The following is a 24,524-nucleotide window of genomic DNA, read 5'->3' on the forward strand; positions in this document are numbered from 1 at the left end:
TAAACGTCAAGTCGAGCAGGGAATTTGCTTGTGTGATGTGGCCGTGGTGTTAAAATTCTGTCACACAAGTCGGAATGCATAGGGGAGCATTTAATGGAAACTTTTTTTATGCAAATGCCAATGGGACAATATCTCGCTCAAAAAGAGGCGGATTTTTTCAGACGGCATTTGCAGTATTTGAATAGGCAAGTGGCGGTTCAATTAGGCGGTATATGGCAGAGGCCATCTGAAAATATGATTGTGGTGCCTCGCGATGTGCGGATGGATGCTGAAATGTTGGCATTTGAAACGCATTCCGTGGATGTGTTATTGATGCCCCATCTTTTGGAAGTTTCATCTGCAGATTTGGTGTTGCAAGAGGCGTTTAGGATATTAAAACCTGAAGGCAGATTGATTTTGACGGGGTTTAACCCTAAATCTTTGTGGGGGTTGAGCTCTTGGTTTGATGGGGAAAAGCTGCCTTTGAAATCTCAATGCTTGGCTCTGGCTGAGTTGAAACGAAAAATTGCGGATATTGGTTTTGAAATAGAATATGGGCAGTTTATGGATTATCTGCCAGCGGTAAATTCATCATCTACTTTGAAGTTTTGGCAGTTTATGGAAAAGGCAGGGGATAGGTGGTGGCCGCAGTGTGCGGCGGTATATGGTGTGGTTTTAACGAAACATTTGATTGGTGTCCACCCTTTGCCTGAATTGGAAACTGCATTCGATGGCAATACGGTTGCTTTAAGTACGGCACGTTTGGCCGAATAGTTTTCAGACGGCCTGTATATTAATGATGAATTTGGAGAATAACGATGCCTGAATTACCTGAAGTGGAAACGACTTTACGCGGAATCGCGCCTCATATTGATGGCAAGAAGATAGAAAAAGTCATTATTCGCCAGTTTAAATTGAGATGGCCTATTCATCCAAACTTGGCGCAAATTTTGGCCGGGCGTAAAGTTTTGGCATGCAGTCGGCGTGCGAAGTATTTGATTATTACTTTTGAAACGGGTATTTTACTTATTCATTTGGGTATGTCCGGCAGTTTGCGGATTTTTACCGCCGATGATGAGCGTATCACCACGCCGGATAAACATGATCATTTGGATTTTGTATTTAATGACGGTACCGTATTGCGTTATCACGATCCGCGTAAATTTGGTGCGGTATTGTGGTATGAGGGTATTGCCGAACATCATCCGCTGTTGGAAAAGTCAGGACCGGAGCCACTCTCGGATGATTTTGATGCAAATTACCTGTATCAGAAATTGAAAACCCAAAAGCGTGCAGTTAAATTAGCACTGATGGATAATGCGGTGGTGGTTGGCGTTGGCAATATTTATGCGAATGAAAGCCTGTTTAAGGCGGGTATTTCGCCATTGCGTCCGGCGAATAAGCTGACCAAGAAAGAATGCGCATTATTGGTGGAAACCGTTAAAGCGGTTCTGCAAAGGGCGATTGAAACCGGCGGTAGTACGCTGCGGGACTTTGTCAATAGCGATGGCAAAAGTGGCTATTTCCAGCAGGAATATACGGTCTATGGCCGTCATAACGAGCCTTGCGTTCAGTGTGGCGGGTTGATTTTTAAAGAAACTTTGGGGCAGCGTGGAACATTTTATTGTCCAAATTGCCAGAAATAGTTTCAGACGGCCTTAAATGTCAGAGGCCGTCTGAACATAATGAACACAATACAGAAGAAATTTTATGTCTAAACAAAAAGCTCCTTTTTTTAAACGTCTGAGCCGACTTTGCCGTTTGGCAGCTTGGTTATTCAGAACCGGTCGGAATTTGCGTGCCATCGATGGCAATAATGCAGAGGAACGCAATCATGCGGTGGTTGTTTTGGGAAAAGGCGCATTGGATGCTTTGGATATTGAATTGGAAATCGGCGTACCGCCTCAAGGAAATGTAAGCGGTACTTTGGTGGTAGCCAATCATGTATCTTGGTTGGATATTTTTGCCATGAGTGCCGTTTATCCAAGTAGTTTTATTGCGAAACAGGAAATCAGCGGTTGGCCGGTTTTGGGAAAAATGGGTAAAAATGCCGGTACGGTGTTTATCAACCGCAATTCCCGCCGTGATGTTGAACCGATTAATCAGGCGATTTGTGCAGCATTGAAAGCAGGTCAGAATGTCAGCTTTTTCCCTGAGGCGCGCACTTCTTCCGGCTTGGGTATTTTGCCGTTTAAAGCTGCCCTGTTCCAATCGGCTATTGATGCGAAAGCGCCGATTCAGGCGGTAACTTTGCGATATTATGATGACGAAGGACAACGGACGGAACTGCCATCCTATGCGGAGGTAAACCTGTTTCAGTCTTTGTGGCGTATTGTTTCTATGAAGAAAATCCGTATCCGTTTGGATTTCTCGCCTCAATACAAACCGACAGATATGCCGGATAAAGACCGCTATGCTTTGAAGGATATTGCGGAAACAGCCATCGGCGAAATTGTGGCTTCGGATTCGCCTGTTCAGCCCTTACCTAAAAAATAATTTCAGTCAGGTACTTGTTTTATTTCAGATGGCCTTCATTTAGAAGAACAGCTGTTTTCGATTTAATTAAATTGATAGTTTGATGTAATTAATATTATTTGAACTATAAATTATACAAATCGATAGGCCTGCATTAAAATGCAAGCATTGATTCATTTCTCAAACCCGAATTTTTAAGGAGCTTAAAAATGGCTTTGCAAGATCGTACCGGTCAAAAAGTACCTTCCGTAGTATTCCGCACTCGCGTTGGCGACACTTGGAAAGATGTTTCTACTGATGATTTGTTCAAAGGCAAAAAAGTAGTCGTGTTCTCTCTGCCTGGCGCATTTACTCCAACTTGCTCTTCTTCTCACCTGCCACGCTACAACGAATTGTTTGGCGCGTTCAAAGAAAACGGTGTTGACGCAATCTACTGTGTATCTGTAAACGACACTTTCGTAATGAACGCTTGGGCTGCTGAAGAAGAAGCCGACAACATCTACATGATCCCTGATGGCAACGGTGAATTCACTGAAGGCATGGGCATGTTGGTTGGCAAAGAAGACTTGGGCTTCGGCAAACGCTCTTGGCGTTACTCCATGCTGGTTAACGACGGCGTGGTTGAAAAAATGTTTATCGAACCTGAAGAACCAGGCGATCCTTTCAAAGTGTCTGACGCTGACACTATGTTGAAATACATTGCTCCTGAGTGGAAAGCTCAAGAGTCTGTTGCCATCTTCACCAAACCTGGCTGCCAATTCTGTGCTAAAGCTAAAAAAGCTCTGCAAGACAAAGGCTTGTCTTACGAAGAAATCGTATTGGGCAAAGATGCAACTGTTACTTCCGTACGTGCTATTACCGGCAAGATGACTGCTCCTCAAGTATTCATCGGCGGCAAATACATCGGCGGCAGCGAAGACTTGGAAGCTTACTTGGCTAAAAACTAATTGCCTGTATGCTTGAGACGGCTTGAAAAGGCCGTCTGAAAGACCCAAATATAGAGTTATTCAGACGACGTTTGCAAATCGGCGTTCTGAATAACTCTATATTTACAAGTAGAATTTGAGATTATTGTTTTAAATCGATATTTAGGTATTAGCTATTGATTTTTAAATTTTGATAGTTTGTGAAGTTTAGGCCGTCTGAAAACGGATAACCTGATGGCAATATCGGTTTGGATATAGACAGTAAGGATAAAATATGAAAAAGATTCAAGCAGATGTGGTAGTACTGGGTGGCGGTACAGCCGGTATGGGCGCATTTCGCAATGCCCGACTTCATACAGACAATGTTTACCTGATTGAAAACAATGTATTCGGAACAACTTGTGCACGTGTCGGCTGCATGCCGTCCAAATTGCTGATTGCGGCTGCGGAGGCGCGCCATCATGCTCTGCATACCGATCCGTTTGGCGTGCATTTGGATAAAGACAGCGTAACGGTAAATGGCGAAGAAGTCATGCACCGCGTGAAGTCCGAACGCGACCGTTTTGTCGGTTTTGTAGTTAGCGATGTAGAAGAGTGGCCTGCCGATAAGCGCATCATGGGTACGGCAAAATTTGTTGACGAACACACCGTCCAAATCGATGACCACACTCAAATCACTGCAAAAAGTTTTGTGATTGCTACAGGTTCGCGCCCTGTGATTTTCCCTCAGTGGGAAGTTTTGGGCGATCGCTTGATTGTGAACGATGATGTTTTCTCTTGGGATACCCTGCCTAAGAGTGTGGCCGTATTCGGCCCTGGCGTAATCGGCTTAGAGTTGGGTCAGGCTTTGCACCGTTTGGGCGTAAAAGTTGAAATTTTTGGCGTGGCCGGTGCGATTGGCGGTATTTCCGACCCTGTTGTCGCTGAAGAAGCCAAAACTGTTTTTGGTGAAGAGTTGACTTTGCATTTGGATGCCAAAACTGAAGTCAAATTGGATGCAGAAGGTAATGTTGAAGTTCATTGGGAACAAGATGGCGAAAAAGGTGTGTTCCATGCTGAATATGCTTTGGCTGCCGCCGGCCGCCGGCCGAATGTGGACAATATCGGTTTGGAAAACCTGAATATCGAAAAAGATGCGCGTGGCGTGCCTGTTGCCGATCCGCTGACCATGCAAACCAGCATTCCGCACATCTTTATCGCAGGCGATGCGTCCAATCAATTGCCTCTGCTGCACGAAGCTTCCGACCAAGGCAAAATTGCCGGTCACAATGCCGCTATTTTCCCGAATATTGAGGGCGGTTTGCGCCGTAGCGTAATCGGCGTGGTATTTACCAGTCCGCAAATTGCCACTATCGGTTTGAAATACGCGCAAGTTGCAGCGAAATATCAACCTGACGAGTTTGTAATCGGCGAAGTTTCCTTCCGAAACCAAGGCCGAAGTCGCGTTATGTTGGTAAACAAAGGCCATATGCGTTTGTATGCTGAGAAAGCAACCGGCCGTTTCATTGGTGCGGAAGTTGTCGGCCCTGCTGCCGAACATTTGGCACACTTGATGGCTTGGGCGCATCAAATGAAGATGACGATTCCGCAAATGCTGGATATGCCGTTCTACCATCCGGTTATCGAGGAAGGTTTGCGCACTGCATTGCGTGATGCCGATGTAAAATTGAAACAGGCTTGATTATTTGATGGAATAAAGGCCGTCTGAAACTCGTAGTAAGGTTTCAGACGGCCTTTTCTATGCTTTGAAGCTTTTACTTTTAAATCAATTCTAAATCCGGACCGGCATTTTGTGCGCGACGGCTTCTTAATTGAATGTCTAGGCGCAAATCGTGTGCGGAGTCGGCATTTTTAATAGCGTCTTGATAGCTGATATCGCCGTTCTCATACAAATCATACAAGGCTTGGTCAAAAGTAATCATGCCCATGCCGGTTGATTTTTTCATCATTTCTTTGATGTTGTGGACTTCGCCTTTTCGGATTAAGTCGGCAATAATGGGCGAATTGAGCAAAACCTCGACAGCCGCTACGCGTCCCCGTCCGCCTTCGCGGGGAATCAGGCGTTGCGAAATAAAGGCTTGCAGGTTGAGCGATAAATCGGTTAGCAACTGGTTACGGCGCTCTTCGGGGAAGAAGTTGATGATGCGGTCCAGCGCTTGGTTGGTACTGTTGGCGTGCAGTGTCGCCATACACAAATGGCCGGTTTCCGCAAAGGAAATGGCGTAGTCCATGGTCTCGCGGTCTCGGATTTCACCAATCAGGATAACATCCGGCGCTTGGCGCAGGGTATTTTTCAATGCAATCGGCCAATTTTCTGTATCTACACCGATTTCACGTTGGGTGATGATGCAGTTTTTGTGTTGGTGGATAAACTCAATCGGGTCTTCGATGGTAATAATGTGGTCGAAGCTGTTTTCGTTTCGATAGTCGATAAGGGAGGCGAGGGAAGTGGACTTGCCCGAACCTGTACCGCCGACAAAAATAACCAAACCGCGTTTTCTGAGGGCGATGTCTTTCAGAATCGGTGGCAGATTGAGCGTTTCAAATTTAGGGATATTGCTGGTAATGGAGCGGAACACTAATGCAGTTGAGCCGCGTTGAACCATTGCATTGACACGGAAGCGGCTGGTGTCGGGCAGGCTGATGGCGAAATTGCATTCATTGGTGGTAGAAAATTCTTCGATTTGTTTGGAAGACATAATCGAAAAAGCGATTTCCATACATTTTTCAGCGCTTAACGGCTCATCGGTCAGCCGTATGATTTTGCCGTCCACTTTCATGGCCGGCGGGAAGTTGGTGGTAATGAAAAGGTCGGAGCCTTTGTATTTGTTCATATGGCGTAGCCAAGCGAACAATTCTTCTTTTGCGCCCGGAGTATTTTCGTCAAACATAAGAATTTAGGTATTTAAAATAGAGTTATTTTATTGAGAATAATTATAACAGAAGCAATCATTATTTGCTGTTTGCCAGCTAGAGTGGCTATCTGTTTTAAATTGAGTGTCGTGCTGGGAATATAGCAGATTTTTCAGCATCCCTGTGATTTTAAATTCTGCTGTTATAATGTTGCCCGATTAGTGAACGGAAAGGAAACAAGATGTCAGTACAAACAATTGCCGTGGTCGGCGCAATGGAACAGGAAATCGAGCTTTTGCGTGAAAGCATGGACAATGTCAAGCATGTGTCCTTCGGTAAATTTTCGGCTTATGAAGGCGAATTGGCCGGAAAACGCACAGTATTGGTTTTGAGCGGTATCGGTAAGGTCAATGCGGCGGTTTCGACGTCTTGGGTTATTCATCAGTTTGCACCGGATTGCGTCATCAATACCGGCAGCGCAGGCGGTTTGGGCAAAGGGCTGAAGGTTGGCGATGTGGTCATCGGCGAAACTGTGGCGCATCATGATGTTGATGTAACGGCTTTTGGTTATGTTTGGGGGCAAGTGCCGCAACTTCCTGCCGTGTTTGCATCGGATTCAAACTTGATTCGCCAAGCAGAAAAGGCGGCGCAAGTGTTTGAAGGTGCGGCCGTAACGCAAGGTTTGATCGTCAGTGGCGACCGTTTTGTACACAGCAGCGAAGGTGTTGCGGAAATCCGCAGTCATTTCCCAAAAGTCAAAGCAGTGGAAATGGAAGCTGCGGCGATTGCGCAAACCTGTCATCAATTGGAAGTGCCTTTTGTGATTATTCGCGCCGTATCCGATTCGGCAGATGAGAAAGCGGACATCAGCTTTGAAGAGTTTTTGAAAACGGCGGCCGTCAGCTCGGCGAAGATGGTGACCGAGATTGTCAAATCGCTATAAAATCATGCAGAAACGTTGAATTTCCGTTAGAATACGGAACGATTCAACCTTATTCTAAGGCCGTCTGAAAACCGAATCCCTGTTTTTTCAGACGGCCTTTCAGCCTTTAATTGTATTTATCTTAATAACAATATGAAAAACATACGGAATTTCTCCATTATTGCCCACATCGACCACGGTAAATCTACGCTTGCCGACCGTTTTATCCAATACTGCGGCGGTTTGGATTTGCGCGAAATGAGTACGCAGGTGCTCGACTCCATGGACATCGAAAAAGAGCGCGGCATCACCATCAAAGCGCAAACCGCCGCACTCAGCTATAAAGCACGCGACGGGCAGGTGTATCAGCTCAATCTGATTGACACGCCGGGACACGTCGACTTTTCTTACGAAGTCTCCCGCTCCTTGTCTGCCTGTGAAGGCGCGCTGTTGGTCGTTGACGCGTCTCAAGGCGTAGAAGCGCAAACCGTGGCGAACTGCTATACCGCGATTGATTTGGGCGTGGAAGTCGTGCCCGTTTTGAACAAAATCGACCTGCCCGCCGCCGACCCCGAACGCGTGGAACAGGAAATCGAAGACATCATCGGCATCGATGCCGTCGGCGCGGTGCAATGTTCCGCCAAAAGCGGCATTGGTGTGGAAGACGTTTTGGAAGAAATCGTTGCCAAAATCCCTGCGCCGACCGGCGATGAAAATGCGCCGTTGCAAGCGGTGATTGTCGATTCGTGGTTTGACAACTACGTCGGCGTGGTCATGTTGATTCGTGTGAAAAACGGCACCATCAAGCTGAAAGACAAAGTGCGCTTTATGAGCACCAAGGCAGAAACGCAGGTCGAGCAACTGGGTGTATTCACGCCGAAATCGGTTCAAAAACAAGAACTCAAAGCCGGCGAAGTGGGCTTTTTGATTACCGGCGTGAAAGAATTGGGACAGGCAAAAGTCGGCGATACGGTTACGTTAGTTGCCAACCCTGCCTCTGAGCCGCTGCCCGGCTTCCAAGAAGTGCAAAGCCAAGTATTTGCCGGTCTCTATCCGGTAGAAAGCCACGACTACGAAGCCTTGCGCGACGCTTTGGAAAAATTGCAGCTGAACGATGCTTCGTTGAAATTTGAGCCTGAAGTTTCCCAAGCATTGGGATTTGGCTTCCGCTGCGGTTTCTTGGGCCTGCTGCACTTGGAAATCGTGCAGGAACGCTTGGAGCGCGAGTTTGACATGGATTTGATTACCACCGCGCCGACGGTGGTTTACGAAGTCGTGTTGAAAAGCGGCGAAAAAATCGAAGTCGAAAACCCGTCTAAACTGCCCGACATCGGCAGCATCGAAACCATTCTCGAGCCGATTATTACTGCAACCATCCTCGTGCCGCAGGAATATGTCGGTAACGTCATGACTTTGTGTAATCAAAAGCGCGGCGTGCAGGTCAATATGCAGTACATGGGCCGTCAAGTTATGCTGACTTATGATTTGCCGATGAACGAAGTCGTAATGGATTTCTTCGACAAGCTTAAATCCACTTCGCGCGGCTATGCCTCGTTGGACTACCATTTCAAAGAGTTCCAACCTTCTGATTTGATTAAGCTTGACATTATGGTCAACGGCGAAAAAGTCGATGCCTTGAGCCTGATTGTGCACCGTCAAAGCGCGGTTCACCGAGGCCGCGAACTGGCAGCGAAAATGCGCGAGCTGATTCCGCGCCAAATGTTCGACATCGCCGTCCAGGCCGCCATCGGCAGCCAGATTATCGCCCGCGAAAACGTCAAAGCCCTGCGTAAAAACGTTTTGGCGAAATGTTACGGCGGTGATATTACGCGTAAGAAAAAACTTCTCGAAAAACAAAAAGCAGGTAAGCGCCGCATGAAACAAGTGGGCAACGTGGAAATTCCGCAAAGCGCATTTTTGGCGATTCTGCAAGTGAGTGATAAATAATGAGTATAAATCTGACTTTAGGCGCAATCGTTGTACTGCTGGCCGGCTTGGTTCTCAACTTCAAAAGCAGCAAAGAGCGTCAGGAAAACGGCGAATGGAGCTCCGGCCTGCAATGGAGTTACCTCTTGTGCATGGTTGGTGTATTCGGCATTTTGTCTGAATTTATGAGCTTTACCGCCGTATTGCTGGTGTTTGTCGTGTTCACCGGCATTGTTTGGGCAATCCATAAAGGCCGTCTGAAAAAAAGCGAGACCGGCGAAGACAATGCGCATTTTACCGACTACATGGGCGGCTTTTTTCCCATCATCTTGGTTATCTTTGTATTGCGCAGCTTTATTGCCGAGCCGTTTCAAATTCCGTCCAGTTCCATGCGTCCGGGCTTGGTCAAAGGCGATTTTATCTTGGTGAATAAATTCTCTTACGGTATCCGCCTGCCGATTTTGAATAAGGTCATTATTCCTGTCGGCAATATTGCCCGAGGCGATGTCGTGGTGTTCAATTACCCGCTTCAGCCAGAGATGAATTACATCAAACGTATCGTCGGTATTCCGGGCGATGTTGTGGAATACCGTGATAAGGTTTTGACTGTTAACGGTGAAATTATTCCCGAAAAACCAAATGGTAATTATCAATACGCAGATGATACCGATCCGTCTATGATTCATACGCTTGAGCGTTTTCAGACGGCCTTGAACGGCAAAAACTTTGATGTGGTCAAAGAAGCCGGTCAACCTTCCGTATCCATTGCTGTATTGAACAAATACACCTCCGAAGTGATACCTGAAAGCAATTACTCGCTTGAAAAAAGCGGTTTGGAAAATTGCGAATACGCAGAAGACGGCAATGGCTTTATCTGTAAAGTTCCCGAAGGCCGTTATTTCGCGATGGGTGACAACCGCGACAACAGCGCCGACTCTCGTTACTGGGGATTTGTCGATGATAAGTTGATTGTCGGTAAAGCCTTCTTTGTTTGGATGAACTTTGGCGAACTCAGCCGTATTGGTACCAGCATCCAATAAGTAATAAACAGATTAAAAGGCCGTCTGAAATTTTTCAGACGGCCTTTTTTGTATCTATTTTTTGTCTTTTAACGAACCCAAATAAATCGCCAATAAAGTCAAAGTGGCGCCACCCCATTGGACGATATTAATCGGTTTATCCAGCCAGAAATAATCGATTAACATAGCGGCGACTGGTTCGGAGAGCAGTAGTAGGCCGGTCAGTGACAAGGATAAAAGCGGGATGGCGTAAGCAATCAATGCCCAAGCAAAACATTGCATAACGATGCCGTAGATAGAGACTAAAATCACATCGTTTAAAGTTTTGGGGTATAGATGGGCATTATCGAATAGCAGCGATGGGATGACCAAAGCTATTGCACCGCCTAAGCTTAAAATCATCATCAGTGGAAACAAACCGACTTTTTCCTGCTCATGGGTTTTGCGTACGAAGACCATAGACAGGGCCAGCATGGCGCCGGATACTACGCCGCTGACAAATCCCCATGCGGCGTTGTCGTTATGACCGAACTCCGGGCTGCCGATCAAGGCTACGCCTATGGTGGCCAATATCAAACTTAAAATTTGTAAGGTACTTAGGCGTTCCGAATAAAAGAAGAAGCCGATGGCGGCTAAAAAGAAAATCTGCAGGCTGTTGAGCAAGGTAGAAATGCCGGGGCCTACGGCGTGAATGCTTTCGTGCCAAAGGGCGAGGTCGAATGCGAGGAAAACGCCGGATAAGAGCGCGTAGCCAACTGTTTTTCTTTTTACGGGCATTTTTTGTCTGAAAAAACGCCCGAGCAGGAAGAATATGGGGGCGGCAATCAGTAAACGCCAGAATGCGATGGCGTAAGAGCCGACATCGACAAATTTGACGATCAAACTGCCCAAGCCGAAGACGACGCAGCCAACGACCAATAGGGGCGCTGCATAATTTCCCGAACGTGTCTCCATCGGCTTCTCCATCAATCAAATGAAGACGATTATTCCATAAAAGATGGATGAGGCGCTAATGATAAATAATGGTGAGCCAAGATAAAGGTTTATGATGAAAGGCCGTCTGAAAGCTGTTTCAGACGGCCTTTTGATGATTTTTTGGCTTGATTTAGTATGGTTGTAGTATAAAATCGTTTTACGCCGTGTTTTCAGACGGCCTGATCAGTTTTGGTTTTGAGAAAAGGATATTGGAAATGGCAAACCCTATTCGTGCGTTTCTGGATTATGTGCCGTCGGTTGATGAGTCTTGTTTTATAGATGAGACTTCGGTTGTGATTGGCGAAGTGTCGCTGGCGGAAGATGTATCCGTTTGGCCTTATGCCGTATTGCGTGGCGATGTGAACAGCATTTCTATCGGTAAGCGCAGCAATGTGCAGGACGGCAGCGTTTTGCATGTGTCGCATAAGAATGCGGCGAAGCCTGACGGTTCGCCTCTGATTATCGGTGATGATGTGACGATTGGGCATAAGGTCATGCTGCATGGCTGCCGAATTGGGAATCGTGTGTTGGTGGGTATGGGCTCGATTATTTTGGATGATACGGTTGTCGAAGATGATGTGATGATAGGCGCGGGCAGTTTGGTACCGCCGCGCAAGCGTTTGGAAAGCGGTTTTTTATACGTCGGCTCGCCTGTGAAACAAGTGCGTCCGCTGACGGATGAGGAAAAGGCATTTTTGACGTATTCGGCTGCGCATTATGTCCGCCTGTCCGGACAGCATAAAATTTCAAAATAAGGAAAACCAATCCAATGAACGCAATTTATCTGGCTTCGGGCAGTCCGCGCCGCCGTGAGATTTTGGAAAATTTGGGTTTCACGGTACACCGCCTCCCAGCGGATATTGATGAAACCCCTAAAGAAGGCGAAGCCGCGCTAGAGTATGTGCGCCGTATGGCCTGCGAGAAAAATCAGGCGGCAGTGGCGCAATGGTTTGCAGCTCATGATCAAGAGCCTGAGTTTGCTGTATTGACGGCGGATACGACGGTGGCGGATGGTGCGGCTATTTTGGGTAAGCCGGAATCCGAGGCGGATGCGGTCGATATGCTGGAACGCTTGTCCGGACGGACGCATCAAGTGCTGACGGCTGTATGCGTTTATTGGCAAGGCGTGCGCCATGATGTGGTGCAGACGAGCGAAGTACGCTTTAAGACGTTGACGGCTGAGGAAGTCGCAGCCTATGTTGCCAGCGGCGAGCCGATGGATAAAGCCGGTGCGTATGGGATTCAGGGCTTGGGCGGCGTATTTGTCGAGCATTTGCAGGGCAGTTTTACCGGCGTGATGGGTTTGCCGGTTTATGAGACCGCACAACTACTGAAATCTTTGGGTTTGGAAGCGCCGCCGTTTGCTTAAAATTAGACAAATGCCGTCTGAAAGCGTGCCGACAAAAACGCTTGTTTCAGTTACAATACTGCCTTAAACAGCTTGCTTGAAGAAAGATATGAAAGAACATAAGGCCCGGAAACGCTTCGGGCAGAATTTTTTGCAGGATACGCGGATTATTAGCGATATTGTCAACGCAGTCAGACCGCAGCCTGATGATATCGTGATTGAAATCGGCCCGGGCTTGGCCGCCATTACCGAGCCTTTGGCGAAAAAACTCAACTGCCTGCATGTTTGCGAAATCGACCGCGACATCGTACGCCGTCTGAAAACCTTGCCGTTTGCAGATAAATTGGTGATACACGAAGGCGATGTATTGCAGTTTGATTTCAACAGCATTGAAGGCAAGAAAAAAATTGTCGGCAACCTGCCGTACAATATTTCCACGCCGCTTTTGTTCCGATTGAGCGAAGTGGCAGACGATGTGATCGATATGCACTTTATGCTGCAAAAAGAAGTGGTCGAACGCATGGTGGCACAGCCGAAAACCAACGACTATGGCCGTCTGGGCGTCATGCTGCAATATTTCTTCGATATGGAAATGTTGATTGAAGTACCGCCAGAGTCCTTTGATCCTGCGCCGAAGGTTGACTCGGCCGTCGTGCGCATGATTCCGGTGAAACACCGTATCGGTAAAGCAGAAAATTTTGAACACTTCGCCAAACTGGTGAAACTGGCTTTCCATCAACGCCGCAAAACCATACGCAATAATTTGAAGGAACTTGCCGACGATGATGACTTGCAGGCAGTCGGTATCAATCCGCAGGACAGGGCAGAACACATTGCCGCTGAGAAATATGTGGAATTGAGCAATTATCTGGTTCAAAAGGTCGTCTGAAACAGTGATGGCAATTTTTAAGCAACCTCCTATTCAATGGGGGTTTCTGGGTGATTCATATTTGTGGTGCAAGTTGGCGCAGTATTTTTCCAGTAAGGATATGCCGCCTGAGCGGCACCGTTTTGAAGCGGCAATTATCGGCGCAGTTTGGGTATTGACCGAACATCGTCTCGATAGGGAAGAGCAATTTAAAGTCAATCGGTACAATAAAGGCGAAATCTCAGGCGGCATAGTCAGTTGCCGCTTTTGGCTGGAAATGGCCATTCCTTTACTTTGGTAGCGGCAAGCGCAACTCAAGCCCCGAAAATTTTGGCAGTTTGGAAAGAAATAATGATTAAATTCAAAAATGTACACAAACATTTTAAAGATTTGCACGTTATCAACGGCGTGAATCTGGAAGTCAAACAAGGCGAAGTGGTCGTTGTATGCGGCCCTTCGGGCAGTGGCAAATCGACGCTGATTCGTACGGTAAACCAACTCGAGCGCATTGAAAGCGGCGAGATTTGGGTGGACGGCATCAATGTTGCCGATCCGAAAACCGATTTGAACAAAGTGCGCGAAGAAGTGGGCTTTGTGTTCCAAGGGTTCAATCTGTATCCGCATTTGACTGTCTTGGAAAACATTATTCTTTCTCCGATGAAAGTGAAAAACCAAAGCCGTGAAGAGGCGGAAAAGAAAGCAATGGAGCTTTTGGAGCGTGTCGGCTTGGCACATAAAAAAGACGCGCTGCCCGGCCAGCTTTCCGGCGGTCAGCAGCAGCGTGTGGCGATTGCACGCGGTTTGGCGATGGAGCCGCGCGTGATGTTGTTTGACGAGCCGACTTCCGCGCTTGACCCTGAAATGGTTGGCGAAGTATTGAAAGTGATGAAAGACTTGGCGGAAAGCGGTATGACCATGATGTGTGTGACCCATGAGATGGGTTTTGCACGCGAAGTTGCCGACCGTGTGATTTTTGTCGATAAAGGCCAGATTCTGGAAGATGAAACGCCGGAAGAGTTTTTTACCAATCCGAAACACGAGCGTGCCAAACAATTCCTGCAACAGGTGATGACACATTAAACTCAGGCCGTCTGAAATTTCAGACGGCATGATCGGTTTGAATGATTTTGAAAGTTGAACATTATGTATTTTGTTGACCGTACTGCTGTCGTGCTGAAGCCGACCGCCCGTTTTTTAGAATGGTTGAAATCCTCCGATGAGAATATGCCCGATTTGACCATCGAGCAACTGCGCACCAACTGCTCCGTATTCCTGGTGCCGCAATTTGACGAGCCGGAATCCGTCATTTCCTATTTTGACGAACGCTACCAGCAGATTTTTGAAGCCGAATTGGCAGGCTGGGACATCGATAAAAGCAAATGGCCGCAAGACATGAGCCTGAAGGCTTTTTGGGAATTTTTCGATACCGAAATCCATGATATGGTTTTGGATATGGAAGAGGCGGAATTGAACATTACGCCTGTTTTCGACAATATGATGTAAAGCCGTGCGAAGTTTTCAGACGACCTTAAAGCCCTCGCGTTCTTTGAAAATTCTGATTGTCTTCTTACACTTTTCGGCGTTGGCCTTATGCCTTGCAGAGTTTTACGGCTGGATGATGTGGCTGGGTTTGGCGGCATTGGCCGGCAGTTTTGCCTATGCTTGGCACAGCGTTAATTTTAAGACTCGAAATGCGGTCAGAAAAATCATCATCGACCGCCAATACCGTGCGACGGTTTACTTGAATGGCGAGGAAGAGGGAAGAAGCGCGGTTTTACAAGACAGCAGTATGTTGACGGTTTACGCTTTGTTTTTGCAATGGAATGTTGACGGAAAAATGGTCAAACACTGCATCCTGCCCGATATGGCCGACCGCGATGCCTACCGCCGTCTGAAAGTATGGGCGCGCTGGTGTCGGGAAAAAGAAGACAAAGTAGAACTTGCGGCAGATATGGATTAAACGGCTGTTTCAGACGGCCTTTTGAAGCGATCAATACAATGAAAACATTACAAGACTGGCTTTCTCATTTGGAGACTGCCCATAGTTCCGGCCTGATCGATATGGGTTTGGAACGCGTGGGAGAAGTGAAAAAACGCATGAATTTGGTGCCGCAGTGTCCTGTCATCGTGGTGGCGGGTACCAATGGCAAAGGCTCTGTATGCGCCTATTTGTCGCATATTTATAAAGAAGCCGGTTTTAAAGTCGGTACGCTGACCAGTCCGCACCTTCTGCGTTACAACGAACGAATCGCCATCAACACTCAACCGGTTTCAGACGACCTGATTGTTTCCTCATTTGAGCGCATCGAAGCGGCACGCGGTGAAATTTCGCTGACGTATTTTGAGTTTAATGCTTTGGCCGCCGTCGATATTTTCATGCGTGAAAATGTGGACGTCATGATTTTGGAAGTCGGTTTGGGCGGACGGTTGGATGCCGTGAATGTATTTGACGGCGACTGCTCGGTCGTTACCAGCGTGGATTTGGACCATCAGGCATTTTTGGGAGATACCGTCGAGCAGGTCGGTTTTGAAAAAGCCGGGGTGTTCCGTAGCGGCAAACCAGCAGTGTGCGGCCAAAACCCTGCGCCTGAATCATTGGTCAAACACGCAGAAGAAATTGGCGCAAAACTGTTGATGGTTCAGCGAGATTTTGATTTTGCGTCAATGGAAAGCGTACAGTGGAACTACCGCTTCCATCCGCAATCTTCAGACGGCCAAAGCCGTAACCGCAATTCTTTGCCGTTTCCTGCTTTGCGCGGCGCGTATCAGTTGTCCAATGCCGCGTGCGCACTGACTGTTTTAGAGTGTCTGAACAATCAGCTGCCCGTTGACATCGGCGCGATTAAACGCGGTTTGCTGTTGGTTGAGAATCCTGGACGTTTCCAAGTTTTGCCCGGCCGTCCGCTGGTGGTCTTGGATGTCGGCCATAATCCGCACGCAGCCCGTGCTTTGCGCCGCAGTCTGATTAACCTTGCCTTTGCCCAAAAACGGACCGCCGTATTCAGTATGTTGTCCGACAAAGATATTGACGGCGTGCTGGAAATCGTTAAAGACCAGTTTGACGAGTGGAATATTGCGCCTTTAGATGTACCGCGCGGCATGACTGTGGAGGCTTTGCAGGCCAAATTGGCAGAACACGGCATTGACAATGTAAATGTTTTTGAAACCGTCGCCGCAGCCTACCGCGCTGCTTTGGCGAAAGCAACCGAAAATGATAGAATCGTTGTTTTCGGCTCATTCCATACTGTTGCCGATGTAATGGCTGTTTTGAAAGAACACTAACGAGGAAATTATCATGTCCGACAATAAACAAAAAGAAACTCCAAACGGATACGATTTAGACGGTTACGAACAACTCAAACGCCGCAATCGCCGCCGCTTGGTTTTGGCCTCCGGCTTGGTGGTGGCTTCAGGTATGCTGTTCGGTCTGGCGCTGACATCGGGCGACGATAAAAATTCACCGTTTAAAGAAGCCCCTGTCGGTCAGACTCAAGTCAAAACGGCTGATGAGTCCAGCAAGGCTGTTGTCCTAGAGCCGAATAAAGAGGATGTCGCGATGGCTGAAGAGGCAGCCCGCCATGCGGATGCCGAAGCGCAAAGCAAACCTCAAAATGCCGGCGACGAAGAAGACAATGCACCGGTCGAAGTGCTGAAGCCGAGCCGTGAATCTGCTCCCGAAGATGTCGGCGAGCCGTTGGTTTTGATTAACGATACTTTGGATGACGGCAATATTAAAGGTTTGGAAGAGTCTGAGCGTATTCAACGAGCAGAAGCCGCCAAACGCGAAGCTGCCGAACGCCGAGCCGAGGAACGCCGCCAACGTCAGGCTGAACAACGTGCTGCGGCACGCAAGGCACAAGCCCAACAGGAAGCGGATGAAAAAGAAAACGCATTGGCCGCTAAAAAACGCGCACTTCAAGCGCGCGCTGAAAAAGCAGAGCGTGAAGCCGCTGCCGAGCGCAATAAATTGGCTCAATTGGAAAAGGCAGAGAAAGCCATTGCCGAGCGTAAATCTGCCAAAAATAGCAAAGACAGCGTAAAAGACAAGGCCGAACCTGCTAAGAAAGCAGAAGCCAAAGTTGAAAAACCAAAAAATGAAAAGGCTAAACCGGAAACAGCCAAAGCTGAAAAAGCAGATAAGGTAAAAACTGCCGAGAAGCTGTCTGAAAAAGCCAAACCGAAAGCTGAAAAAGAAAAAGCAGAAGCCAAACCTGCGAAAAAAGCCGCCATTCAGGCTGGTTATGCTGAAAAAGAACGCGCACAAAGCCTGCAACGTAAAATGAAAGCCGCAGGTATCGATTCGACCATTACTGAAGTGATGACCGATAAAGGTAAGGTGTATCGCGTGAAATCAGCCAGTTATAAAAATGCACGCGATGCCGAGCGTGATTTGAACAAATTGCGTGTACATGGCATTGCCGGTCAGGTAACCAGTGAGTAATTTGCCTGTCGCCGATTTGTTGGTTGCCGCCGTTATCGTTATCTGCATCATTATCTCGCTGACACGGGGGATTATTGCTGAAGCAGGGGCGATGGTGGCGTGGGTCGTGTCGTTTATTGCTGCCAGAACGCTTGCCGTGCCGTTTGCCGATGTGGTCTTTAAATCGGTTGAGCCGCATGCTTTGGCGGTTGCCATGGGTTTTGCCGCTGCGTTTTTTCTGGCGTGGCTGTTGCAGAAACTGGCACGGTCGCTGTTAAGCAGTTTGGTGTCTGCCGTTGGTCTGGGAAGCATCAACCGTTTGCTTGGCGGTGTATTCGGTGCAGTGAAAGGTGTGATTTTGGTAACGCTGGCTGTGATGGTTTTTTCGCATACCGATTTGCCGAAAACGGAAGAGTGGCAAAGTTCTCATACGATTCCGTATTTTGAATCGCTTGCCGATGCCGCAATGCCGTATCTGCCGGGAAAAGAAGATACGCATGAGGAAGCGGATGATTGATGTTAACGGTTTCAGACGGCTTGAAGGTCGTTTGAAACCGTTTTTTATTTGTCTGAAGGTAGTATTATATTGTCAACAATTTGGGCAAACTCCTCTAAATTATTTTATAATGACGCCTTACCCATTTAACCCTAAAACTCGGAGAGTCTCGATATGTGTGGTGTATTAGGTTTGGTCAGTCATGAGCCGGTCAATCAGCTGCTGTATGATGGTCTGCAGATGCTGCAGCATCGTGGTCAGGATGCGGCAGGCATTGTGACTGCAGAGGGCAGCACGTTTCATATGCACAAAGGCAAAGGCATGGTGCGTGAAGTGTTCCGTACCCGAAACATGCGAGACTTGGTAGGTAATGCCGGCATTGCACATGTCCGCTATCCGACCGCCGGCAATGCAGGCAGCAGCGCAGAGGCCCAGCCTTTCTATGTCAGCTCTCCGTTTGGCATTGTTTTGGCACATAATGGTAATCTGACCAATACCGAAGAGCTGTATGAGAATGTGTGCAACAAACACCTGCGCCATGTTAATACCAGCTCCGATTCCGAAGTATTACTCAATGTATTCGCGCATGAATTGCGCCGCGAAGTCTCTAAAAATACAGTTCCTTACCAACTCACCATCGACAATATTTTCAACGCCGTTTCCGAAGTACAACGTTTGGTGCGCGGCGCATACGGCGTAGTAGCCATGATTGCAGGATACGGCATGCTGGCTTTCCGGGATCCTTTCGGTATCCGTCCGTTGGTTTTGGGTTCGCAAATTGACGAATCCGGCAAAAAATCTTATGCCGTTGCCTCCGAATCCGTTGCCTTCAATGCGCTTGCCTATGATTTGGAACGCGATATCCATCCGGGCGAAGCCGTATTTATTGGTTTTGACGGTACGATTATTTCCCGTCAATGCAGCGATAAAGCCAAATTAAGCCCTTGTCTTTTCGAATATGTTTATTTTGCCCGCCCGGACTCCGTCATCGATGGCGTTTCCGTTTATCAGTCCCGTATGGATATGGGCGTATCTTTGGCAGAAAAAATCAAACGCGAGCTGCCTGTCGACGATATCGATGTCGTGATGCCTATTCCCGATACCAGCCGGCCCAGCGCGATGGAGCTTGCCGTCCATCTCGAAAAACCTTACCGCGAAGGTCTGATTAAAAACCGCTACATCGGCCGCACCTTTATTATGCCCGGCCAGGCAACACGCAAAAAATCAGTACGCCAAAAGCTCAGCCCGATGGAAACCGAGTTTAACGGCAAGAGCGTTTTATTGGTGGATGATTCCATCGTACGCGGTACGACCAGCCGTGAAATCGTCGAAATGGTACGCGCGGCAGGCGCACGCAAAGTCTACATTGCTTCTGCCGCTCCCGAAGTACGCTATCCAAATGTATACGGCATCGATATGCCGACCCGTGAAGAACTGATTGCAAACGGCCGCAGCGCGGCAGAAATCGCAGCCGAGATTGGCGCGGACGGTATCGTCTTCCAAAACTTAGAAGACTTGGAAGCAGTAGTCAAAGCACTCAACCCAAAAATCGAATCCTTTGATTCTTCATGCTTCAACGGTGTTTATCAAACCGGCGATATCGATGAAGCATACCTAAACCGCCTCTCTGCCGAAAAATCAGGCTGCGGCGGCTTAAAAGTACATCCAAGCAAAATGGAACACAGCATCAGTATCAGCGATAGCGATGATGAAGAATAAAGTAAATTGACTTACAATAAAGGCCGTCTGAAAATTAACGTTCAGACGGCCTTTAATTATGTTTTAAACGCATCATGAGTACCGAAACCAAAAATTACATCACGCCTACCGGCTGGCAGGCATTGAAAGACGAACTTTATCACCTGGTTAACAAAGAACGCCCGGAAATCGTCCAAATCGTTAACTGGGCGGCAAGCAATGGCGACCGCAGCGAAAACGGCGACTATCTTTACGGCAAACGCCGCATGCGCGAAATTGACCGCCGTATCCGCTTCCTAACCAAACGCTTGGAAGCCGCCGTCGTCGTCGATCCAGAAGCGCGCGAAGCCACGGACCAGATTTTCTTCGGCGCAACCGTTGGCTTACTGCGCGGAGACGGTCGAGAACAAACCGTCAAAATCGTCGGCGTAGATGAAATCGATACCGCTAAAAACAAAATCTCATGGATTTCCCCTTTGGCACGCAGCCTGATTAAAGCACGCGAAGGCGACGAAGTTGTCTTGAATACGCCGGAAGGACAGGAGGTTATAGAGATTTTGTCAGTAGAGTATATTAAGATTGAATGATTATGTGTGAATAAAAGCTATTAAGGCCGTCTGAAAATAGATTTCAGACGGCCTTTTATTGATTGTATCTACACTTTTAAGATTTTCCGGCTTTATCCCCGATTTTGCTTTCTTTGCCTTGAAGCAGATTTTGAATATTGCTTTTATGGCGGTACAACACCAATGCGGCAATGAATACGGTTGCCCATGCCCAAGAGGCGTGTGGCATCATAAAGAAGGCGAAAATGGGTGCGCAGACGGTGGCGATCAGGGCAGCAAGGGAGGAAACTTTGAAACCGAACGCCATGACCAGCCAAATCAAGGTGCAGAGCAGGGCGGTTGCGGGGGAGAGGGCGAGCAAGACGCCCAATGCGGTGGCTACGCCTTTGCCGCCTTTAAAATTGAAAAATATTGGCCACATATGGCCGACCAGTGCGGCAATGGCGACCAAGGCTATTGTTGCATCAGACAAACCTAAAGCATTTTGCAGACAGCGCGCCAAGATGACGGCAACCAAGCCTTTTACTGCATCGCCGAGCAGGGTCAGTGCGGCCGCTTTTTTCTTGCCGCTGCGCAAGACGTTGGTGGCACCGGGATTGCCGGAGCCGTAAGTGCGCGGATCGTCCATGCCGTAATATTTTGATACGATGACGGCAAAAGACAGGGAGCCGATAAGATAGGCGGCAATAATGGCGAGTACATTGAACATTTTGGGTGCTTTACTTAAAATGGGAATGGTTATTCTATCAAAAAAACGGACAGGCAAATGGATAAAATCTTTTTGTACGGCATGAAAGCCGATACTTTAATCGGCGTATATGATTGGGAACGCGAGCGTAAACAGACTTTGATTTTGGATTTGGAAATCAGTGTTCCCGAGCGTACCGGCACGAGCGACGATATCGGTGACACCATCCATTATGGCGAAGTATGCGAAGTCGTACGCAGCAGCCTTGCCGAACAGGATTTTTTACTGCTGGAAACTTTGGCGGAACATATCGCCCAATTGATTTTAAATGATTTTGGTGCAGTCAAAGTGCGCGTCCGTATTGTGAAACCGGGCATCTTGCCTGATGTGGCGCAGGTTGGTATTGAAATTGAACGTACTCGGGAATAAACCATAAATATATAAATTTTTAGTTTTAAATAAAAAAGAAAACGTCATGATTGAACAAATATTGGGAAGTATGTCAGGTATATTTTGGATTTTTCTAATCATTATTCCTTTGCTTTTATTCAAAGCACTGTTGAGAAATCCTAAAATAAAGGGAAGCATGGGGGAAATAGCAGTTCGTTCTGTAATTGGAAAAAATTTAGATGAGAAAACTTATTTTGAGTTTCACGATTTAATTATTCCATCTCGAGATGGTACGACACAAATTGATCATATTTATGTCTCAATTTTTGGGATATTTGTGATAGAAACTAAAAATTACACAGGTTGGATTTTTGGTAGTGAAAAGCAATCTAAATGGACGCAAATCATCTATAAACAGAAACATTATTTCCAAAACCCGTTGCGTCAGAATTATGCTCATATCAAAGCATTGTCAGAACTATTGCAATTTCCTGAGGAGAAGTTTCATTCAATGGTAGTTTTCTTAGGTGATTGTGAGTTGAAATCGAAAATGCCACCCAATGTTTGCCGTATTAGGCAGGCGGCGGCTTATATTAAGAATTTTCAGACGGCCTTATTACTTCCTCATGAGGTAGAGGCAATAGTTGCTGTATTGTCTTCAAGTGACTACCAAGCAAATAGTGAGAAGCTGCGAACACATACGGAGCGTTTGCAACAACGACATCAGCGGTAACTATTAGAAAAGTCATCCTCTGAGTTTATTTCTGTAAAATTTCAGACGGCCTTTAATATTTAATAATTTGGAAATGAGGTAAAAAATGGATTTGAAAGAAACTAAATTAAGCAGCGAGCCAATCTACGAAGGTTCTTTTGTTACCATCAGCCGCGATCGGGTTCGCCTGCCCAATGGCAATGAAAGCCAACGGGTTGTGATCCGTCATCCGGGTGCCGCGTGTGTAGTGGCAGAAACGGAAGACGGCAAAGTTGTTTTGGTGCGCCAATGGCGTTATGCCGCCGATCAGGCGACATTGGAATTGCCGGCGGGTAAATTGGATATTGCAGGTGAAGATCCTGCCGAATGCGCTTTGCGTGAGTTGGCGGAAGAAACGCCATACGTTGCCGACAGTGTTAAATTGTTGTACAGCTTTTACACGGCAGTCGGTTTTTGTGATGAGAAAATGTATCTCTACCAAGCGCAAGGCGTGCGTCTGGGCAGCAAGTTGAGCAATGATGAAGATGAAATTACTGAAACCGTCTTGATGAGCAAGGAAGAGGTGCACGCTGCATTGGCAAACGATGAAATCAAAGATGGTAAGACTTTGATTGGTTTGCAGTATTGGTTGACTCAGAATTGATATGATAAGCAGAAAATCCTTGATAGATTTCTGAATACTTGAGCCTAATATTTGATAATAAGGTTTTCATACAAACAAGGCCGTCTGAAAAAGCTTTCAGACGGCCTTGTTTTATTTTGTAGCCGGATTTTAACCTAATAAAGCCGGTGCGAACCGTATGATCGTGTCGCGTAAAACAATGAGTTTGCCGTGGAAGAAGTGGGACGAACCGGCAATGGTCACAACAGGCAGGCCTTGGGGTTCTGCCCATGTCAGGGCTTTGTTGATTTCGACGACTTCGTCTTCCGCGCCATGGATCATCAATGTTTTGGCGACATCGGGAACGTCGGATGGTTCCGGGCGGTCTTTGTAGTGATGGACGGCTGCGCCCATCAGCAACAGAAAATCAGGCGTGCGTTCTTGAGCGGCAAAGGTGGAAACGTAGCCGCCGAATGAGAAGCCGGCCAGGGCGAATTGCGGTGCGTCTGGATGTTGCGCGCGGGCGTAGTCGATAACGGCAATGCAATCTTGCGTTTCGCCGCGGCCGTAGTCGTGTTCGCCTTCACTGTTGCCTACGCCGCGCAGGTTTGGCAGATAGCAGTGAAAACCGAGTTGCGATAAGGCTTTAGCGGCGGTTTGGATGACTTTGTTGGTGTTGGTGCCGCCTTGCAGGGGATTGGGGTGGTTGATGACGGCGACGCCGCGGGCGGACTCTTGTGTGCTTGGCAGGTAGATGGTTTCCAGCAAACCGGCCGGGCCGGGGATTTGAATGATGTCGGGTTTGAGCATGGGTGTGTCCTTGTTTGTTTTTTCAGACGGCCTGAAGCGGTTTACAGATAAAAATTCTTGCCGTTGTTTTGATTGTTGGCTTTCAAATCGGCAAGCATCCGTTTGAAGTCCAAACCGTATTTTTCGCTTAATTTTTCGGCGCGTTTTTTCAGGTTGTCGATATTTTGTTCTTTAGGGCTGCTTTGGAACGCCATAACCGCTACGTTGCCGTGGCTCTCGGCCGGCAGCTCGAGTACGCGGCCGTCAAAGACGTTGAGAAGGCGTTCGACAAAGCGTTGATAACGCTGATCGCCGCTCCACCAGTTGGTCACAAATACGCCGTCGGGAGAGAGGGCGTTGCGGCAGTCTTGGAAGAAAGGTTCTTCCACTAAAGCATCGATAATCTGTTCGCCGTCAAAACCATCTACCAAAATTACATCGGTATTGTGGCGGAACACTTTAATATATTCCGCGCCATCTGCCTCTATAATTTCAAAATGTTCGCCTTCGTGCGGCAATTCAAACAAGCTGCGCGCCACGGCGATGACTTGCGGATTGATATCAATGGCGGTTTGCTTGGTATCGGGCAGGTAGCTGTCTATCCAACGGGAAAACGAGCCGCCGCCCAAGCCGATTTGGGTGATGTGTTTGGGCGGGGTTTCTGCAAACAGCAGCCAACCCATCATGGCGCGGCTGTACGACAACACCAGCTCGGACGGATGATCGACATTCATAGAGCTTTGGATGGTGTCGCTGCCCAAGTGCAGGGAACGGATATTGCCTTCTTCGGAAATGCCGACTTCGGGCAGATGAGACTTGGCAGGGCGCAGGCGGCGGTAAGGATGGCGGGGCGGCATGGGCAAAGACGGAAAG

Annotated in this window: 28 protein-coding genes; 23 read left to right on the forward strand and 5 right to left on the reverse strand. The window is 47.7% G+C overall.

From position 1 onward, the window contains the following. Positions 1–93 precede the first annotated feature (93 nt). The 5 genes from BBP27_RS02010 (at position 94) to BBP27_RS02030 (ending at position 5,061) form a co-directional block, all read left to right on the forward strand. Positions 94–753: a class I SAM-dependent methyltransferase gene (locus tag BBP27_RS02010; RefSeq protein ID WP_188212168.1), complete on the forward strand. Its 660-nt coding sequence runs from the start codon at positions 94–96 to the stop codon at positions 751–753. A gap of 44 nt (positions 754–797) precedes the next feature. Then, the gene (gene mutM / locus BBP27_RS02015; protein WP_188212167.1) at positions 798–1,625 is read left to right on the forward strand and encodes a bifunctional DNA-formamidopyrimidine glycosylase/DNA-(apurinic or apyrimidinic site) lyase; all 828 of its coding nucleotides are present in this window, start codon (positions 798–800) and stop codon (positions 1,623–1,625) included. Between the two features lie 64 nt (positions 1,626–1,689). Continuing rightward, positions 1,690–2,475 carry a 1-acylglycerol-3-phosphate O-acyltransferase gene (locus BBP27_RS02020; protein WP_188212166.1) on the forward strand — a complete coding sequence of 262 codons (786 nt, stop codon included), beginning with the start codon at positions 1,690–1,692 and terminating at the stop codon, positions 2,473–2,475. A 188-nt stretch (positions 2,476–2,663) separates the two neighbouring features. Next, positions 2,664–3,401 carry a redoxin family protein gene (locus BBP27_RS02025; protein ID WP_137040954.1) on the forward strand — a complete coding sequence of 246 codons (738 nt, stop codon included), beginning with the start codon at positions 2,664–2,666 and terminating at the stop codon, positions 3,399–3,401. Positions 3,402–3,654: 253 nt separating this feature from the next. Continuing rightward, positions 3,655–5,061 carry a dihydrolipoyl dehydrogenase gene (locus BBP27_RS02030; RefSeq protein ID WP_188212165.1) on the forward strand — a complete coding sequence of 469 codons (1,407 nt, stop codon included), beginning with the start codon at positions 3,655–3,657 and terminating at the stop codon, positions 5,059–5,061. 79 nt (positions 5,062–5,140) lie between these two features. On the opposite strand, the gene BBP27_RS02035 is transcribed toward BBP27_RS02030, so the two are convergent. After that, positions 5,141–6,271 carry a PilT/PilU family type 4a pilus ATPase gene (locus tag BBP27_RS02035; protein ID WP_188212164.1) on the reverse strand — a complete coding sequence of 377 codons (1,131 nt, stop codon included), beginning with the start codon at positions 6,269–6,271 and terminating at the stop codon, positions 5,141–5,143. Positions 6,272–6,474: 203 nt separating this feature from the next. Between BBP27_RS02035 and BBP27_RS02040 the strand changes: the two genes are divergently transcribed. From BBP27_RS02040 to lepB, 3 genes are all read left to right on the forward strand, one after another. Further along, entirely contained in the window at positions 6,475–7,176 is a 702-nt protein-coding gene (locus tag BBP27_RS02040; protein WP_188212163.1) for a 5'-methylthioadenosine/adenosylhomocysteine nucleosidase, read from the forward strand. Between the two features lie 132 nt (positions 7,177–7,308). Next, entirely contained in the window at positions 7,309–9,102 is a 1,794-nt protein-coding gene (gene lepA / locus BBP27_RS02045; RefSeq protein ID WP_049348368.1) for a translation elongation factor 4, read from the forward strand. Continuing rightward, entirely contained in the window at positions 9,102–10,121 is a 1,020-nt protein-coding gene (lepB, locus tag BBP27_RS02050; RefSeq protein WP_188212162.1) for a signal peptidase I, read from the forward strand. The genes lepA and lepB overlap by 1 nt, the downstream gene beginning before the upstream one ends. A 54-nt stretch (positions 10,122–10,175) precedes the next feature. Here the strand turns inward: lepB and BBP27_RS02055 are convergent, their stop codons facing one another. Further along, positions 10,176–11,054 carry a DMT family transporter gene (locus BBP27_RS02055; protein ID WP_188212161.1) on the reverse strand — a complete coding sequence of 293 codons (879 nt, stop codon included), beginning with the start codon at positions 11,052–11,054 and terminating at the stop codon, positions 10,176–10,178. Positions 11,055–11,290: 236 nt separating this feature from the next. Here BBP27_RS02055 and BBP27_RS02060 point away from each other — a divergent pair, with 236 nt between their 5' ends. The 12 genes from BBP27_RS02060 (at position 11,291) to greB (ending at position 20,492) form a co-directional block, all read left to right on the forward strand. Then, complete coding sequence (locus BBP27_RS02060) at positions 11,291–11,830, forward strand: gamma carbonic anhydrase family protein (protein ID WP_049348370.1); 540 nt, start codon at positions 11,291–11,293, stop codon at positions 11,828–11,830. 14 nt (positions 11,831–11,844) lie between these two features. Further along, on the forward strand, positions 11,845–12,444 hold the full coding sequence (locus BBP27_RS02065; protein WP_188212160.1) for a Maf family protein: 600 nt from the start codon (positions 11,845–11,847) through the stop codon (positions 12,442–12,444). 88 nt (positions 12,445–12,532) lie between these two features. Beyond that, the gene (gene rsmA, locus BBP27_RS02070; RefSeq protein WP_188212159.1) at positions 12,533–13,312 is read left to right on the forward strand and encodes a 16S rRNA (adenine(1518)-N(6)/adenine(1519)-N(6))-dimethyltransferase RsmA; all 780 of its coding nucleotides are present in this window, start codon (positions 12,533–12,535) and stop codon (positions 13,310–13,312) included. A gap of 7 nt (positions 13,313–13,319) precedes the next feature. Continuing rightward, a complete protein-coding gene (locus tag BBP27_RS02075; RefSeq protein ID WP_188212158.1) occupies positions 13,320–13,592 on the forward strand; it encodes a hypothetical protein in 273 nt (90 codons plus the stop codon). A 50-nt stretch (positions 13,593–13,642) separates the two neighbouring features. Continuing rightward, entirely contained in the window at positions 13,643–14,371 is a 729-nt protein-coding gene (locus BBP27_RS02080; RefSeq protein WP_003747231.1) for an amino acid ABC transporter ATP-binding protein, read from the forward strand. A gap of 63 nt (positions 14,372–14,434) precedes the next feature. Then, positions 14,435–14,794, forward strand: a complete 360-nt coding sequence (locus tag BBP27_RS02085) for a hypothetical protein (RefSeq protein ID WP_049322913.1) — start codon at positions 14,435–14,437, stop codon at positions 14,792–14,794. 4 nt (positions 14,795–14,798) lie between these two features. Beyond that, a complete protein-coding gene (locus BBP27_RS02090) occupies positions 14,799–15,251 on the forward strand; it encodes a protein YgfX (protein WP_188212157.1) in 453 nt (150 codons plus the stop codon). Positions 15,252–15,289: 38 nt separating this feature from the next. Next, positions 15,290–16,573 carry a bifunctional tetrahydrofolate synthase/dihydrofolate synthase gene (gene folC / locus BBP27_RS02095; protein WP_188212156.1) on the forward strand — a complete coding sequence of 428 codons (1,284 nt, stop codon included), beginning with the start codon at positions 15,290–15,292 and terminating at the stop codon, positions 16,571–16,573. A gap of 13 nt (positions 16,574–16,586) precedes the next feature. Beyond that, positions 16,587–17,732 (forward strand): cell division protein FtsN, encoded by a 1,146-nt coding sequence (gene ftsN / locus BBP27_RS02100; protein WP_188212155.1) that lies wholly within the window; start codon positions 16,587–16,589, stop codon positions 17,730–17,732. Beyond that, positions 17,725–18,228: a CvpA family protein gene (locus BBP27_RS02105; RefSeq protein WP_188212154.1), complete on the forward strand. Its 504-nt coding sequence runs from the start codon at positions 17,725–17,727 to the stop codon at positions 18,226–18,228. The genes ftsN and BBP27_RS02105 overlap by 8 nt, the downstream gene beginning before the upstream one ends. 153 nt (positions 18,229–18,381) lie before the next feature. After that, positions 18,382–19,926, forward strand: a complete 1,545-nt coding sequence (gene purF, locus BBP27_RS02110) for an amidophosphoribosyltransferase (protein ID WP_188212153.1) — start codon at positions 18,382–18,384, stop codon at positions 19,924–19,926. A gap of 74 nt (positions 19,927–20,000) precedes the next feature. Next, a complete protein-coding gene (gene greB / locus BBP27_RS02115; protein WP_049322920.1) occupies positions 20,001–20,492 on the forward strand; it encodes a transcription elongation factor GreB in 492 nt (163 codons plus the stop codon). A gap of 76 nt (positions 20,493–20,568) precedes the next feature. Here the strand turns inward: greB and plsY are convergent, their stop codons facing one another. Further along, positions 20,569–21,180 carry a glycerol-3-phosphate 1-O-acyltransferase PlsY gene (plsY, locus tag BBP27_RS02120; protein WP_188212152.1) on the reverse strand — a complete coding sequence of 204 codons (612 nt, stop codon included), beginning with the start codon at positions 21,178–21,180 and terminating at the stop codon, positions 20,569–20,571. A gap of 57 nt (positions 21,181–21,237) precedes the next feature. Here plsY and folB point away from each other — a divergent pair, with 57 nt between their 5' ends. From folB to BBP27_RS02135, 3 genes are all read left to right on the forward strand, one after another. Continuing rightward, positions 21,238–21,588, forward strand: a complete 351-nt coding sequence (gene folB, locus BBP27_RS02125; protein ID WP_188212151.1) for a dihydroneopterin aldolase — start codon at positions 21,238–21,240, stop codon at positions 21,586–21,588. 46 nt (positions 21,589–21,634) lie between these two features. Further along, the gene (locus tag BBP27_RS02130; protein ID WP_070592052.1) at positions 21,635–22,282 is read left to right on the forward strand and encodes a nuclease-related domain-containing protein; all 648 of its coding nucleotides are present in this window, start codon (positions 21,635–21,637) and stop codon (positions 22,280–22,282) included. 85 nt (positions 22,283–22,367) lie between these two features. Further along, complete coding sequence (locus BBP27_RS02135) at positions 22,368–22,904, forward strand: NUDIX hydrolase (protein WP_188212150.1); 537 nt, start codon at positions 22,368–22,370, stop codon at positions 22,902–22,904. 129 nt (positions 22,905–23,033) lie between these two features. Here the strand turns inward: BBP27_RS02135 and BBP27_RS02140 are convergent, their stop codons facing one another. Together BBP27_RS02140 and BBP27_RS02145 are read right to left on the reverse strand one after the other, a co-directional pair. Then, positions 23,034–23,672, reverse strand: a complete 639-nt coding sequence (locus BBP27_RS02140; protein ID WP_188212149.1) for an alpha/beta hydrolase — start codon at positions 23,670–23,672, stop codon at positions 23,034–23,036. 41 nt (positions 23,673–23,713) lie between these two features. Next, positions 23,714–24,508 (reverse strand): polyamine aminopropyltransferase, encoded by a 795-nt coding sequence (locus BBP27_RS02145; protein WP_188212148.1) that lies wholly within the window; start codon positions 24,506–24,508, stop codon positions 23,714–23,716. Positions 24,509–24,524 lie beyond the last annotated feature (16 nt).

It is taken from the genome of Neisseria sp. RH3002v2g (assembly GCF_014596425.2).
Classification (GTDB): domain Bacteria; phylum Pseudomonadota; class Gammaproteobacteria; order Burkholderiales; family Neisseriaceae; genus Neisseria.